This is a genomic window from Archangium sp., from assembly GCF_036388035.1.
Lineage (GTDB): Bacteria > Myxococcota > Myxococcia > Myxococcales > Myxococcaceae > Archangium.
In genome coordinates, this window is the sequence record NZ_DASVSO010000568.1 from 1 (window position 1) to 14,956 (window position 14,956).

9 protein-coding genes and 1 pseudogene are annotated in these 14,956 nt (G+C 70.7%); 7 read left to right on the forward strand and 3 right to left on the reverse strand.

All coding sequences use genetic code 11. From position 1 onward, the window contains the following. The 3 genes and pseudogenes from VF697_RS22920 to VF697_RS22930 form a co-directional block, all read right to left on the reverse strand. Positions 1 to 221: pseudogene (locus tag VF697_RS22920) on the reverse strand (caspase family protein); the annotation flags it as partial. A gap of 14 nt (positions 222 to 235) precedes the next feature. Further along, entirely contained in the window at positions 236 to 2,077 is a 1,842-nt protein-coding gene (locus tag VF697_RS22925; RefSeq protein WP_331098389.1) for a caspase family protein, read from the reverse strand. Positions 2,078 to 2,129: 52 nt separating this feature from the next. After that, positions 2,130 to 3,986, reverse strand: coding sequence for a caspase family protein (locus VF697_RS22930; protein WP_331098391.1), 1,857 nt, complete (start codon positions 3,984 to 3,986; stop codon positions 2,130 to 2,132). Positions 3,987 to 4,075: 89 nt separating this feature from the next. On the opposite strand from VF697_RS22930, the gene VF697_RS22935 reads away from it, so the two are divergent. The 7 genes from VF697_RS22935 to VF697_RS22965 all read left to right on the forward strand — a co-directional run bounded on the left by VF697_RS22935 (position 4,076) and on the right by VF697_RS22965 (position 14,923). Continuing rightward, positions 4,076 to 5,842, forward strand: coding sequence for a kelch repeat-containing protein (locus VF697_RS22935; RefSeq protein WP_331098393.1), 1,767 nt, complete (start codon positions 4,076 to 4,078; stop codon positions 5,840 to 5,842). Between the two features lie 38 nt (positions 5,843 to 5,880). Then, complete coding sequence (locus VF697_RS22940; protein ID WP_331098395.1) at positions 5,881 to 7,503, forward strand: kelch repeat-containing protein; 1,623 nt, start codon at positions 5,881 to 5,883, stop codon at positions 7,501 to 7,503. A 116-nt stretch (positions 7,504 to 7,619) separates the two neighbouring features. Next, a complete protein-coding gene (locus VF697_RS22945) occupies positions 7,620 to 9,263 on the forward strand; it encodes a ribonuclease J (RefSeq protein WP_331098396.1) in 1,644 nt (547 codons plus the stop codon). A gap of 17 nt (positions 9,264 to 9,280) precedes the next feature. After that, the gene (locus VF697_RS22950; protein ID WP_331098398.1) at positions 9,281 to 9,778 is read left to right on the forward strand and encodes a YajQ family cyclic di-GMP-binding protein; all 498 of its coding nucleotides are present in this window, start codon (positions 9,281 to 9,283) and stop codon (positions 9,776 to 9,778) included. Between the two features lie 3 nt (positions 9,779 to 9,781). Next, positions 9,782 to 10,867 (forward strand): hypothetical protein, encoded by a 1,086-nt coding sequence (locus VF697_RS22955; protein WP_331098400.1) that lies wholly within the window; start codon positions 9,782 to 9,784, stop codon positions 10,865 to 10,867. A 42-nt stretch (positions 10,868 to 10,909) separates the two neighbouring features. Then, positions 10,910 to 12,283, forward strand: a complete 1,374-nt coding sequence (rimO, locus tag VF697_RS22960) for a 30S ribosomal protein S12 methylthiotransferase RimO (protein WP_331098403.1) — start codon at positions 10,910 to 10,912, stop codon at positions 12,281 to 12,283. A gap of 231 nt (positions 12,284 to 12,514) precedes the next feature. Beyond that, positions 12,515 to 14,923 (forward strand): ABC transporter permease, encoded by a 2,409-nt coding sequence (locus tag VF697_RS22965; protein WP_331098401.1) that lies wholly within the window; start codon positions 12,515 to 12,517, stop codon positions 14,921 to 14,923. Positions 14,924 to 14,956: the final 33 nt, after the last annotated feature.

Genomic DNA, 14,956 nt, shown 5'->3' on the forward strand with positions numbered 1-14,956 from the left:
AGCAGCACCACCCGGTCCGGCGCGAAGCCCCCCAACTCCACCAGCACCTCCCGCATCCGCTCCGCGTCCGTCTCCGCGTACCGCAGCGGCCTGTCGTTGGACCAACCCGCGTTGGCCCCTATCAACACCGCGAAGCGCTCCTCCGCCCTCCCCTCTCCGCACGCCACCACCACGCCCACGCACAGCAGGACCAGCCACCAGGAAGGACGCGGGAGGAACATGAGGGAACGGGCGCTCACAGGAACAGGCCACAGCCCAGGTTCACCGAGGGCCGCAGACCGATGAATTGAATGGAGGGGCGCTGGAAGACCTTCAATCCGACGCCCAGCTCGCAGGCGGGCGCCAGGGTGCCATCCCCGAAGTACTGGATGCCGAGGTCGAGGTGCAGGTACCCATCCCGGAGCTCCTGCTCGATGTTCTCGGCGGCCTCGGGGTCCACCCAACCGTCCTCGCCAGGAGTGAGGGTGGCCTGGGGGCCGTGCAGCAGTCGCGCGAAGGGCAGCTGCACCCCGACTCCGACGATCGGACTCCAGCGCCACCCGAGGGGCACCAGACGGACCCCGACGTCGCCGCCCGGCGCCAGCGGCGCCACCGCCAGGTACGGGAACCACTTGTCCCCGAGGATGAGCGACACCACCGGCGCCACCGTGCCTCGCGTCCCCAGCACATCGAGCCCCAGGCCCCAGCGGTGCCCGGAACGCGGGTTGCGGCTGGACTCGCTCACGGCCACCTCCCGGATGTCCTGGGTCCGCAGGGCCTCGGCCTCCAGCCCATGGAGCTTCTGGTACCAGGGGGCGAACGTGGGATCCTCGGCGAGCACCGGATCGGCCTCGAGCGCCGCTCGCAGGGACTCGCGCACGCCCTGGGGATTCCCCGCGCGCTCCTGGGCCTCGGCCTTGCGCACCAGGGCCCGCGCTCGGGCTCGGAGCGCCCCCAGGTCTCCCGGCTTCTCCGCGAGCACCTCGTCGAGCAGGCGCAGGGCCCCCTCCACCTCGCCCCCCGCCAGCAGGGCGCGGGCCCGCCCTTGCGTCCACTCGCGCCGCGCCTCGGGAGTCAGCCCCTCCAGGTTGCTCTCGAGGTAGGCGCTTCCGAGTGGCCGGGCCTCGTAGGTGAGCGACTCCGCGGACACCCGCGCTCCTGGCTCGAGCCGCAGCGTGGCCACCTCCAACGCCGAGGCCCGCCCACGCTTCACCCGGTAGGTGCCGGGGGGAAGCACCAGGGAGACGCGCTGCTCCTGGCGCACGTGCCCCTCGGCGACCAGCCGCACCTCGTGCTCGTCCACCACCCCGTAGCGCTCCCCCTCGCCCTGGGGCAGCAGCAGCCGGGCCGCGTCCTCCGGCAACTCGGTGAGGGGGAGATCGCCCGTGTCCTCGTCCAGCTCCTGCGGGGCGCTCCACGGCAGCGACAGGTCTGGTAAATCCGCCTTCGTCCGCCGGGTCGCGTGGAGCCATGCCTCGGACAGCATCACCCGCCCGTCTCCGTCCAGATCCGCCGCCCCTCGCAAACCCGAGACGAGGTGGTGCGTGAAGCGCGAGCCTCCTGGCACCCGGCCCCCTCGCGACAGCTCGTCCGCGCTGTTCACCCGCAGGAGCGCCAGTCCCTTGGTCCTCAGCGCGCTCGAGCGCTTCATCTCCAGGGCCGGGCTGGGAGTCCCCGGTCGCGCGGAGCCGGAGAGACACACGTCCCGCAGGCTCACCTTGTGGGTGGCCGGCATCTCCTGGAGGCTCACCAGCAGCTCGGCATGGGAGAGAGGCTCGCCCCGCAGGTGCAGGACATGCGCGTCCGCGTGCCCCGCGTAATAGACGAACACCAGGCTCTCCTCCCCCAGGTCCTTCACCGTCCGGGACAGCCGCCGCAGGTGGGCGCGGACCGTCGCCGTGTCCGGGTCCTTCAACAGCACCACGCGATCGGGTGCGAAGCCCCCCAGCTCCACCAGGACCTCGCGCACCTGCTCCGCATCCGACTCGGCGTAGCGGAGCGGGCGCTCATGGGACCACCCGACATTCGAGCCGATGAGCAGCGCGAAGCGGGCCTCGCCCCGGGCGGGCATCGCGGCGAGCCCGATGCAGAAAGCCACCAGAGCCCACAGGCCCGTGCGACGCACGAGGAACGAGCGGCCCGCCTCCTCCTCAGAGGAACCAGGAGAGGCCCAGGTTGAGCATGGGGGTGTCGAGGACATGAGGTGCGGAGGGTGCGTGGTGCGAGAGGATGAGCCCGCCGCCCAGTTCGAGCGCGAGACCGGATTCGAAGATGTACTGGACGCCCACGTCGAGGTGCAGGGCGTTTCCCCAGGTCTGCCGGTAGAAATAACGGGACTGGAAGAGCGGATCGCCGTCCCAGAGTCCCGGCCAGGGAGCCAGGCTCAGGTGGATCCCCGCCCCCGCGAAGCCGCTGAGACGGCCTTCAATCGGAAACAGGCGACGGCCCCCGAGGTCCAGGCTCGGCAACCCGACGAGCACCAGGCCCAGCGGATCCACCGCCACGTGCACGAGCCACACGTCCCGCAGCAGGAGCGAGCCCACCACCGCGAGCGGCCCGCGAGTGCCGAGCACCTCGACACCCAGGCTCCAGCGCCGCTTGAGCCGCGGGTTGGCGAGGAGCTCCTGTTCCACGTCCGCGTGCACTTTGAGGTCCCGACGCTCGATGAGCTCCCGCTCTCCGAGCCTCCGGTACGCGCTCGTGAAGTCGGGATCCTCGACCAGCGAAGGATCCGCCGCGAGCGCCGTGCGCAGCATCTCGTATTGCTTGCGCCAGTCCCCCTCGGTGCGATGCACCTCGGCGAGACGAAGCAGGGAGCGGATCCGGCCACGCTGGGCGCCCACGTCTCCGGGCCTCTGCGCCAGCAGCTCCTCGAAGAGCCTCAGCGCCATCCCCGCCTCTCCCGCCGCCAACAGCCTGAGTGCCTCTCCCCTCCTCCACTCCCGCCTCTCCTCCTCGTCCATCTGCTCCGGGTCCCCCTTGAGCAGTCCCACCGCCAGCGCCTGCGGCTCGTACCTCAGCCCCGCCGCCTCCACGCTCTGTCCTCCCTTCACCGTCACCCTCGCCACTCCCATCCCCTCCCCCTCCACCCTCTTCACCCGGTACGTCCCCGGTGCCAGCCCCAACGCCACCGCCCCCTCCGCCCTCGTCCTCCCCTCCGCCACCAGCCTCACCTCGTGCTCGTCCACCACCACGTACCTCTCCCCCTCCCCACGAGGCAGCACCAGCCTCGCCCCCTCCCGCTTCTGCTGGGTGAGCACCAGCTCCCCCTGCCCCTTCAGCTCGAAGAGGTACGCCGGCCGGTGCGGCACCGCGCTGGCCGCCGTGTCCGCCTCCGTCCTCATCCACGCGTACTTCCACGCCTCCACCAGACTCACCTCCCCTCCCCCATCCTCGTCCGCCGCCCCCCTCAGCCCCGACACCAGGTGGTGGGTAAACACCGAGCCCGCCAGCGCCTTCGTCTCCTGCGACAGCTCATCGGCTCCGCTGGACGTCAGCACCACCAGCCCTCTCACCCTCAGCTCATCCACCACCTTCACCTCGAAGCGGCCCGTGGGCCTGCCCCCCTTGGCTCCCAGAATGGAGCCCGAGCGGCATGCGTCCAGCACCCCCACCTTCACCGTCGCTGGCAGCGCCTGCAGCAGCGTGTGCACCTCCGGGTACGCCAGCGCCGGGCCTCGCAGGTGCAGGTGCCGCTCATCCGCATGCCCCGAGTAGTAGAAGAGCACCAGGCTGTCCTGGCCCAAGCCCCTCAGCGTCCGGGCCAGCTTCTCCAACTCCCCTCGCACCGCGGTGGTGTCCGGCTCGCGCAGCAGCACCACCCGGTCCGGCGCGAAGCCCCCCAACTCCACCAGCACCTCCCGCATCCGCTCCGCGTCCGTCTCCGCGTACCGCAGCGGCTTGTCGTTGGACCAACCCGCGTTGGCCCCTATCAACACCGCGAAGCGCTCCTCCGCCCTCCCCTCCCCGCACGCCATCACCACTCCCAATGAGAGCAGGAGGGACACGAGACGGCTGCATGCGAGGTGCATGGGGAATGAGGTATGACGTTGGAGTTGCAATCCTCGTATCTTCCCCGGCCCGGAAGAATCAAGCCATGCCTCCCAGGCGGCAGCCGCTGCTCCTCTCACTCGCCCTCGCGTTCCTGATGTCCGCTGCGCCCTCGCACGCGGCCGAGGCTCCCGTCGGGGTGGCAACCGGCTCGAGTTGGAGCGTGACCGGCTCGCTGCTCCAGGCCCGCTACCTCCATACCGCCACGCGGCTGTTGTCGGGCAAGGTGCTGGTGACCGGCGGGCAACAGCCGACCTTCGTGGCCTTGGCGACGGCCGAGCTGTACGACCCGGGGACAGGCACCTGGAGTGCCACCGCGCCCATGAGTCGGGCTCGCAGCGAACACACCGCGACGCTGCTGCCCTCGGGCAAGGTGCTGGTGACGGGAGGCCAGGACGCTGGCAAGAGCACCAACACGGCCGAGCTGTACGACCCGGAGACGGGCACCTGGAGTGCCACCGCGTCCATGAGTTGGGCTCGCGGCGAACACACCGCGACGCTGCTGCCCTCGGGCAAGGTGCTGGTGACGGGAAGTTGGGGCGCGGGCGAGAGCGCCAAAACGGCCGAGCTGTACGACCCGGAGACGGGCACCTGGTCCCCCACGGGCTCGATGGCCAGCGGGCGTGGCAACCACCAGGCCGTGCTCCTCTCCTCGGGACGGGTGCTGGTCCTCGGTGGAAGTGGCGAGGACGGCACCCTCGCCACGGTGGAGCAGTACGACCCGGAGACGGGCCAGTGGAGCCCCCGCGGGAGCATGACCTGGGAGCGCCAGAGGTTCTCCGCGCTCGTGCTCCCCTCGGGCAAGGTGCTGGCGGCGGGTGGCCTGTCCGTTCGCGTCTTCGAATACGACACGGCCGAGCTCTACGACCCCGGCACGGACACCTGGAGCACCACGAGCCGCATGAGTTCCACCCACGGCAACCATGCCGCGACGCTGCTGCCCTCGGGCAAGGTGTTGATCTCAGGGGGCTCGGGACTCGGTCGCGAGCCCTGCTCCGCCGATCTGTACGAGCCGGAGACGGACACCTGGTCGTGTGCCGAGCTCCCGCGCCCGAGCCTTCGCGGCTTCCTGACGGCGACCCTGCTGTATTCAGGGCGGGTGCTGACCGCGGGAGGCTTCAAGAGCCCCACGCTCCACGCGACGGCCGAGCTCAGCCCCGACGAGGGTCGCACACCCCCCCGGGTCTGGCCGCTCCAGGTGACGACGGCCGAGGATATTCCCGTCCCCGTGGTGCTGGAGGGCGCCGACGCGGATGGAGACGCCCTCACGTACACCGTGCTCGCGGGCCCCCCGCACGGAACGCTCTCGGGCACCGCGCCCCACCTCACCTATACGCCCGCCCCGGACTTCACCGGCACCGACACCCTCCTCTACAAGGTGAACGACGGCACGCTGGACTCCAGCCCCATCGCCGTCCGGCTCGTCGTGACGCCGGTGGAGGATCCTCCGCGTGCGCTCCCCCTGTCGGTGAGCACGCCCCTGGGCACGCCGGTGGAGGTGACGCTGCCGGGCATGGACCCGGATGGAGACGCCCTCACGTACACGCTGCTGAGTCAGCCGGAGCACGGCAGGCTCACGGGCAGCGCACCCCACCTCACCTACAGGCCTCCCCGCGGCGGTTACGGCCAGGACTCCTTCCGCTACAAGGTCAGCGACGGCGGACGGGAGTCCGAGGTGGCCACCGTCTCCCTCACCATCACGCCGGGCCCGGAGGTCGGGAGTTGCGCCGCTCCGGGAGGAGGCACCTCGTGGGCGGCGCTGGTGCTGCTCGGGCTCGCCCTCCACCCCAGGCGGCGCAGCCGACGGGGTTGAGCCCCCGCGCTCCGAACACATCCTTCAGGAGAACCGGCATGTCCCCCTCGCACCTGCCCATGCTGCTGCCCGTCCTCATGTGTCTGGTGGGCCTCCCCCTCCAGGCCCGGGGCCAGACGCCCTCGGGCACCGCAGCCTCCGAGTCCTCCTGGCGTCTCACCGGCGCCATGGTGCTGTCCCGGAGCAGGGCCGCCGCGGTGCTGCTGCCCTCGGGCAAGGTGCTGCTGGCGGGAGGCTTGGGCTCCATCCCCGAGTTGTATGACCCGAGCACGGGAGCCTGGAGCCGGGCGCGGGACCTGACGGAGCCGCTCTTCTACTACTCCAGCGTCACGCCGCTGCCCTCGGGCCAGGTGCTGCTGACGGGGGGCGTCGCCAACGGCGCGAGCAACCTCTACGCCAAGACGGCTGTCTTGTACGACCCGGACACGAACACCTGGGCGCCCACCCGCCCGATGGCCACCAACCGCGTCTTCCACACAGCGGTGCCGCTGCCCTCGGGCAAGGTCCTGGTGGCGGGAGGGTGGACCGACGGCAGCAAGCCCGTCGCCTCGGCCGAGCTGTACGACCCGGCCACCGGCACCTGGAGCCCCACGGGTTCCATGCTCCAGGCGCGGCAAGGCCATACCGCGACGCCGCTGTCCTCGGGCAAGGTCCTGGTGGCGGGAGGCGAGTCCTCCCAGGGAACGCACGCCTCGGCCGAGCTGTACGACCCGGCCACCGGCACCTGGGCCCCCACCGGGAGCATGGCCCTGCCTCGCGCCTCCCACCAGGCGACGCCGCTTCCCTCGGGCAGGGTGTTGGTGACCGGGGACAACTTCGAGGGCTTCACCCAGACGGAGCTGTTCGAGCCCTCCACGGGCACGTGGACCTCGGGCGGCAGGATGATCGCGACCCACGGCGCTCACACGGCGACGCTGCTGCCCTGGGGGAGCGTGCTCATCGCGGGCGGTTACAACCCGGACCTCCCCTCCGCGGAGCTGTTCACCCTCGAGGCCCGCAACCAGCCGCCCGTGGCCCGGCCCCTCGAGGTGATGGCCACCGAGGACCGCGCCCTGTCCGTCACGCTGGAGGGCTCGGACGTCTTCGAGGACGCCCTCACGTACACGGTGCTGACGCAGCCGGAGCACGGCACGCTCTCGGGCACCGCGCCCCACCTCCTCTATACGCCCCACCCGGACTTCCATGGCGAGGACGCCTTCACCTACCGCGTCGGTGACGGCGAGTACGACTCCCCGCCCGAGACCGCCGCCCTCACCGTGTCGCCGGTGAATGATGCGCCCCAGGCTCGCCCGCTGGAGGTGACGACGGCCCAGCAGACCCCGGTGGAGGTGCGGCTGGAGGGCACGGACATCGACGGGGACGCCCTCACGTACACCCTGGTGGACCCGCCGAGGCACGGGGAGCTGCTGGGCACCCCGCCCGAGCTCACCTTCGTGCCCCACTCGGGCTACGGCCCGGATGCCTTCACCTACCGCGTCAGTGACGGCCAGGAAGAGTCCGAGGTGGTCACCGTCTCCCTCCAGGTGACGCCACTGCCGGGCTGCGGGGGGTGCGCCTCGACGCGGACAGGGGCGAGCGCCTGGCTGGCACTGCTCGCCCTGGGCGTGCTCCGGCGGCTGGCCCGTCCGGGAAGCGCGCCTCCCCCATTCATTGGGCCATAAGCCTAACTACTGAGCCTGAGCACCCCCCGTCCGGATGTCAGGGCCCTCCAGGGGCGAGCGGGAGGACGAGCGATTCCCACGGCGAGCTGCCTGGCCATGTCCATATATGTAGGCGCATGCTCCATGTGATTCCCCTGGGAGGACTCGGTGAGATTGGCCTCAACGCCATGGTCATCGCCTGCCGTGGGGAGATGCTCCTCATCGACTGCGGCCTGATGTTCCCCCCCATTGGCACCCTGGGCGTGGACATCATCGTCCCGGACTTCTCCTACCTGCGGCAGAACGCCTCGCGGCTCAAGGGCATCGTCCTCACCCACGGCCACGAGGACCATGTCGGCGCCCTGCCCTTCCTGCTCAACGAGGTGCCCGTCCCCGTCTACGGCACGCGCTTCACCCTGGGCATGGTGCGCTACCGGCTGGAGGAGCTGGGCATCAAGGCGGACCTGCGGGAAATCGAGCCCCGCCACCCCTTCCCCGTGGGCGCCCACTTCACCGTCGAGGCCAGCCGCGTCACCCACACGGTACCGGACGCCGTGGGCTACATCGTCCGCACCCCCGAGGGCCCCGTCATCCACACCGGGGACTTCAAGCTGGACCCGGACCCCATCGACGGCCAGCGCACCGACCTGGAGCGCTGGGGCGAGCTCGGGGACGAGGGGGTGCTGTGCCTCATGTCCGACTCCACCAACTCCGAGCGCACCCACGAGACGGGCAGCGAGCGCGTGGTGGAGCAGACCTTCGAGCGGCTCTTCCGCGACGTGCCCGGCCGCATCGTGGTGGGCATGTTCGCCTCCCAGGTGCACCGCATCCAGCACCTGTTGGACCTCGCGCGGAAGCTGGAGCGCAAGGTGGTGACGATGGGCCGCAGCATGGCGCGCAACATCGAGATGGCGCGCCAGCTCGGCTTCCTCCCCTCCGTCACCGACGCCCTCTTCGTCCCGCTGGAGGACGCGGCCTCCCTGCCCCCCGAGCGCCTGCTGGTGCTCGCCACCGGCTCCCAGGCCGAGCCCCGCGCCGGGCTCTCCCAGCTCGCCGCCGGAGACGGCCCCCTGCGCCTGGGCCCCGGAGACATGGTCGTCCTCAGCGCCCGAGCCATCCCCGGCAATGACCGCGCCGTGTCCGGCCTCATCGACCAGCTCCTGTGGCGCGGCGCCCGCGTCGTCTACCCGGACATCGAGCCCGGGGTCCACGTCTCCGGCCACGCCAGCCAGCCCCAGCAGCGGCGGGTGCTGGACCTGGTGCGCCCCAAGAACTTCATCCCCATCCATGGCGAGTTGCACCACCTCCACCGACATCTGGCGACCGCGAAGGAGTCCGGGCTCCACCCCGCGCAGCTGCTGCTGGCCCAGGATGGGGACCTGCTCGTCTTCGAGGAGGGCCAGGGCCGCTTCTCGGGGAGCGTCCCCACCGGCCGCATCTACCGGGACCGCTTCGGCAACGGGGTGGTGACGCCCGACATCCTCCAGGAGCGCACCCGGCTGGCCGAGACGGGCTTCATCGTGGCCGCCATCGTCATCGCCCGGGACACACTGGCGGTGATGGCGGGGCCGAACCTCTCGGGCCAGGGGCTGAATCTGGACGAGCAGGTGCTGCTGCCCCGGGTGGCCGAGGACGCCCGCGCCTTCTTCCTCCAGATGTCCCCCCAGCTCCGGGGGGACGACGCCATGGCGCGCGAGGAGCTGGCCCGTTCGGTGCGCCGGGCCTTCAAGCTGTATACAGCCAAGCGGCCCGTGGTGGTGCCGATGGTCATCAAGGTGTGATAAGGGCGCGAATCGCCATGCCTTCCTTCGACGTCGTCTCCAAAATCGACATTGCCGAGTTGGACAACGCGGTCAACCAGACCAAGAAGGAGATCTCCACGCGCTACGACTTCCAGGGCGTCAACGGGGATGTCGTGCTCGCGCCGGACCGGACCTCCATCACGGTGAAGGCCAACAGTGAGGAGAAGGTCCAGGCCGCCAAGGAGGTCCTCCTCAACAAGCTGGCCAAGCGCGGCATCCCGCTGATGGCGCTGGAGTACGAGCCCATCGAGAAGACGGGCCTGGCCAACGTCAAGCAGCTCATCAAGCTGCAGCAGGGCATTCCCGTGGAGAAGTCCAAGGAGCTGGTGAAGCTCCTCAAGGACTCCAAGCTGAAGGTGCAGGGCTCCATCCAGGCAGACCAGCTCCGCGTCACGGGCAAGAACAAGGACGATCTCCAGGCCGCCATGGCCCTCTTCCGCAAGGAAGCGGACCGGCTGAAGCTCGACATGCAGTTCACCAACTTCCGGGACTAGCCCTTGCGCCCACTCGTCGTCTCCGCCCTCCTCGCGGCCCTCGCCCCGCTGGCGGCCTCCGCCCAGGAGAAGCAGGCCCCGAAGCAGCGCCCGAGCAAGGCCGTGCCCTCGCTCGCCCGAGCGCCCAAGCTGGACGGGCAGCTCAAGGACTTCCCCGCCACGCTCACCCTCAAGCCGCGGGCCTCCGGGGGCGCCTCCTTCACCGGCCGCGTGGGATGGCGCAAGGACACCCTCTATGTGGGGGTGGAGGCCACGGACGAGCAGCTCCAGGCCGGGGACGAGCTCACCCTGAGCCTCTTCTTCCCCGACGCGGGCGCGGCCGCCACCGGCCACGTCTTCCACTTCGCCTCGGACGGCAAGCGCGCCTCCCCGTCCGAGAGCGGCACCCCCGAGTTCGCCCAGAAGCTGGTGGACGCGGGCGTGCAGCACAAGGACAACACCCTGACGCTCGAGGTGGCCATCCCCGCCCGCGCCCTGCCGCGCTTCCCCGCGACGGAGGCGCTCGCGCTCGACCTGTGCCTCACCTTCGGCGCCGCCACCAACTGCAAGGACGGCGGCATGGTGGGCGAGGTGCTCCGGCTGCCAGACGACTTCCGCAAGGGCCTGAAGCTCAAGCCGCCCGAGGGCGTGGTCGCGCTCGCCGGGCAGCCGGACGGCTGGCTGGGCTACGGCGTGCTCCACTACCCGGTCTGGGTGGAGGCGGACAAGAAGCTGACGCCCGGCCTGCTGCGCGTGCTGGTGACGCCCAATCCGGTGAAAGCGGAGTCGGTGGGCGTGAATGTGCCGGAAACCCTCTCCCTGCCGGATGGACGCCCCCTGCTGGTGGTGTTGTCGGGCGAGTTGCCGTACACCCAGGACGGCCAGGGTTGTGACCCGGACAAGGAATTGCGCCTTGGCCTCTATCTGGCGAAGGGGAAGACGGCGCAGCGGGTGCTCGAATGGCCGGCTGCTACGTGTGCACTGGGACGAGCCACCTCCGTGGTGCTCGATGAAGAGGGCGCGTTGAGCATTGGTTACTCGAGCGGCCCGACCATCAACTTCGCTTGGAGTGGCGACCACTTCGAGCGGACCGAACTCGGAAGACGGTAAAACGCTGTGCAGAATCCCCCTGAGACCAAGAGCCTCTACATGATGACCCTCGGCTGCCCGAAGAACCGGGTGGACTCCGAGGTGATGCTCGGCACGCTGAAGCAGCGGGGTTACTCGCTGGTACAGGACCCCGCCGCGGCCCAGGTCATCGTCGTCAACACCTGCGCCTTCATCGGACCGGCCAAGCAGGAGTCCGTGGACTCCATCCTGGAGATGGCCGAGCTCAAGAAGTCGGGGGCGTGCAGCACGCTCGTCGTCACCGGCTGTCTCTCGCAGCGCTACGGCGCCGAGCTGTCCAAGGAGATGCCCGAGGTGGACCACTTCCTCGGCACGAGCGCCTACGCGCAGATTGGCGACCTGCTCGCCGCCGAGGCCAGCCCGCGTCAGGTGATTCCGGACCCGGACTACATCCACGACGCGCAGACGCCGCGCGAGAACTCGATGCCGTCCTACACGGCATACCTGAAGATCTCCGAGGGCTGCGACAACGCGTGCGCCTTCTGCATCATCCCCACGCTGCGCGGTGGCCAGCGCTCGCGCACCATCCCGGACATCATCGCCGAGGCCCAGCGGCTCGCCGAGCAGGGCGTGCAGGAGCTGAACCTGGTGGCGCAGGACCTGACGGCCTACGGGCATGACCTGCCGGGCAAGCCGAAGCTGCATGACCTGCTGCGCGAGCTGGTGAAGGTGGACGTGCGGTGGATCCGCCTGCACTACGCCTACCCGCGCGTCTTCACCGACGAACTCATCGAGCTGATGGCGACGGAGAAGAAGATCGCCCGCTACCTGGACATGCCGCTGCAGCACGCGAGCGACAAGCTGCTGCTGTCGATGAAGCGGGGCCGGGACTCGAAGTTCCTCAAGGAGCTGCTGGCGAAGCTGCGCGCCCGGGTGCCGGGGCTGGTGATGCGCACCTCGATGATCGTCGGCATGCCCGGCGAGACCGAGGAGGACTTCGAGATGCTCAAGGAGTTCGTCAAGGAGCAGCGCTTCGAGCGGCTCGGCGTGTTCCAGTACTCGGACGAGGAAGGCACGGCCGCGTACGACTACGAGAACAAGGTGCCCAAGCAGACCATCGAGCGGCGCTGGCGCGAGGTGATGGCCATCCAGAAGCGCATCAACCGCGAGCAGAACAAGAAGCTCGTGGGCCAGCGGATTGAAGTGCTGGTGGAGGGCCCGAGCGAGGAGTCCGAGCACCTGCTGGTGGGCCGCACCGAGGGACAGGCGCCGGAGATCGACGGGCAGGTCTACATCAACGACGGCCTGGCGTACCCGGGCGAGTTCGTCACCGTGGAGGTGACGGAGGCGCACGACTACGACCTGATCGCCAAGGTGGTCGAGCGCCCCAACCCGAAGGACCGCGTGCACAAGCCGCGCGAGGCCTTCCCGATGCCGGTGGTGACGTCGCAGCGCTGACGGCTCGCCGCGCAGCACAGGCGCTCGGCGCCGCTCCTCGCGGCCCCCCTGAGCCCCAGGCCCGGTCTCCTCGAACCCGAGAGGAGCCCGGGCCTGTTCGTTTCTGGGAAGCCGCGTGCCACATCCGGACACGGGCCCGCGCGTGGCGCGCCTCCCCGGGGCGGAAACGGGCGGGCCACGCGCCCCGCCACGGGCTGGCGCTAGAGTTGCAGCCGCTCGGTGCCAGCCCCTATGTCCCAGCTCCTCCAGGATGTCCGCTTCGCCCTGCGCCGGATGCGGCGCGAGCTCGCCTTCACGCTGGTGGTGGTGGGCACGCTCGCCCTGGCCATTGGCGCCACCACGGCCGTCTTCAGCGTCGTCTACCAGGTGCTGCTGCGGCCGCTGCCCTACCCCGAGCCAGAGCAGCTCGTGCGCCTGTTCCAGTCCACGCCGCAGCGCGAGCGCATGGGGCTGACGTACCTGTCCCTGGGGGCCTGGCGCGAGCGTTCGCGCGCCTTCCAGGCCATGGAGGGATTGAGCCTCTGGGACTTCACCCTGACGGGGGAGGAAGGACCGGCGGACCGGGTGCGTGCGGGACGCGTGACGGCGGGACTGCTGCCCCTGCTGGGGGTGAAGCCGGAGCTCGGTCAGCCCTTCGGCACGGAGACGGAGGTCCCCGGGCGCGACCTCGTGGTGCTCCTCTCCCATGGGCTGTGGCAGGGCCGCTTCGGCGGAAGCCGGGCCGTCGTGGGCCGCACGCTCACCCTCAACGGACAGCCTCACACGGTGGTGGGGGTGCTGCCCGCCTCCTTCCGCTTCGCTCCGGAAGTGGACCTGTGGAAGCCGCTGGCCCCGAACCCGGCCGTGGGGGAGGAGCCGCGGGGCATCTACCTGCGAGCGGTGGGGCGGCTGCGGCCCGGCGTCTCCTTGGAGCAGGCACGGGCGGAGCTGGAGGGAGTGGCCGCGTCGCTGGCGCTCGAGGAGGCGTTCGCCGGAGAGGCCACGGGCGTGCGCGTGGTGCCACTGCAAGCCCAGGTGGTGGAGGGCGCGCGGGAGCAGCTCGGGTTGCTGGCGGGCATCATGGCGCTGGTGCTGCTCGTGGCCTGCGCCAACGTGGCCAACCTGCTGCTGGCCCGCGCCAGCGCGCGCGAGCGGGAAGTGTCGGTGCGAGCCGCCCTGGGCGCGGGCCGCGCGCGGTTGATGCAACAGTTCCTGGTGGAGAGCGTGATGCTCGCGCTCGCGGGCGGAGCGGCGGGACTGTTGCTCGCGCTGTGGGGCATGGACCTGATGCGGGCACTGGTGCCGCGGGAGGTGCTGGCACCGGAGGCGGTCCGGCTGGATGCGCACGTGCTGGCCATCGCCACGGGCCTGTCCCTGCTCACCAGCCTCCTGTTCGGCCTGGTGCCAGCGCTGCGGGCGGCGCGGTCCGATGGGCGTGGAGCGTTCGGCGGGGTGAGAGGAGGCCGAGGCTCCACCGGTCGCGGTGGCGCACTGGCCGTGCTGGTGGTGGCGCAGGTGGCGCTGGCGCTCGTGCCGCTGGTGGGAGCGGGACTGATGCTGCGCACCCTCTACGCGCTGCAGGCGGTGCCGCTGGGCTTCGAGCCCCGGGGCGTGCGAGTCGCGGATGTGTTCCTGCCCAAGAACAAGTACCCGGAAGAAGCGCGCCAGCGCCTCCTCTTCTCGGAGCTGCTGGAGCGGGTACGGGGAATGCCAGGGGTGCAATCCGCGAGCGTGGCCAGCACGGTGCCGCTGTGGGGACGCACCGGTGTCGCGCCCGTGCTGCTGCCAGGCGAGCCCACCTCGTTGGAGGAGACTCGTGAGTACACCCAGTTCCGCGCCGTGAGTGACGACTACTTCGTCACGATGGGCATTCCGTTGAAGGCGGGGCGCGTGCTCGCAACCGCGGACGGTCCGAACACGCTACCCGTCATGGTCGTCAACGAGACCTTCGCGCGGCGCTACTTCCCCGGGGCGAGCGCGCTGGGACAGCGGGCGAAGCTGACCGTCGACGGAGAGTCCTTCCGCGAAGTGGTGGGCGTGGTGGGCGACACCCACCATGACAGCCTCGGCGAGGCGCCGCCCGCCGAGGTGTACCTGCCCATGGGACAGTTCCCCGTGTTGTACATGGTGCTCGCCGTGCGCTCCACGCAGGACACGGCGACGCTGGCGCCCGCCCTGCGCGAGCAACTGCACGCGGTGGAGCCAGACGCGCCACTCGCCCAGGTGCGCGCCATGGAGGAGGTGGTGGACGCGAGCCTCGGGCGCACGCAGGTGCTGGGCGGGCTGTTGGCGGCCATGGCCGTGCTGGGGCTCGCGCTGGCGGGGTTGGGGTTGTACGGCGTGCTCGCGTATTCGGTGAGCCAGCGCACGCGCGAGCTGGGCATCCGCATGGCGCTGGGCGCGACGGACCAACAGGTGCTGTGGTTGGTGGTGAGGAGGGGCGTGGTGCTCGCCGCGATGGGAGTGGCCCTGGGCCTGGTGGGAGCGGTCGCGCTCGCACGCGGCCTGTCCAGCATGCTCTATGGCGTGGGAATGCTCGACGCAGTCACCTTCACGGCGGTGCCGGCGCTGCTCGGGGCCGTGGCACTGCTGGCGAGCTGGCTGCCGGCCCGGCGCGCACTGCGCGTGCCGCCCCACGAAGCCCTCCGCGCGGACGGCTGAGCAATCCTCCCCAAGCCCTCCGAAACAAGTCGG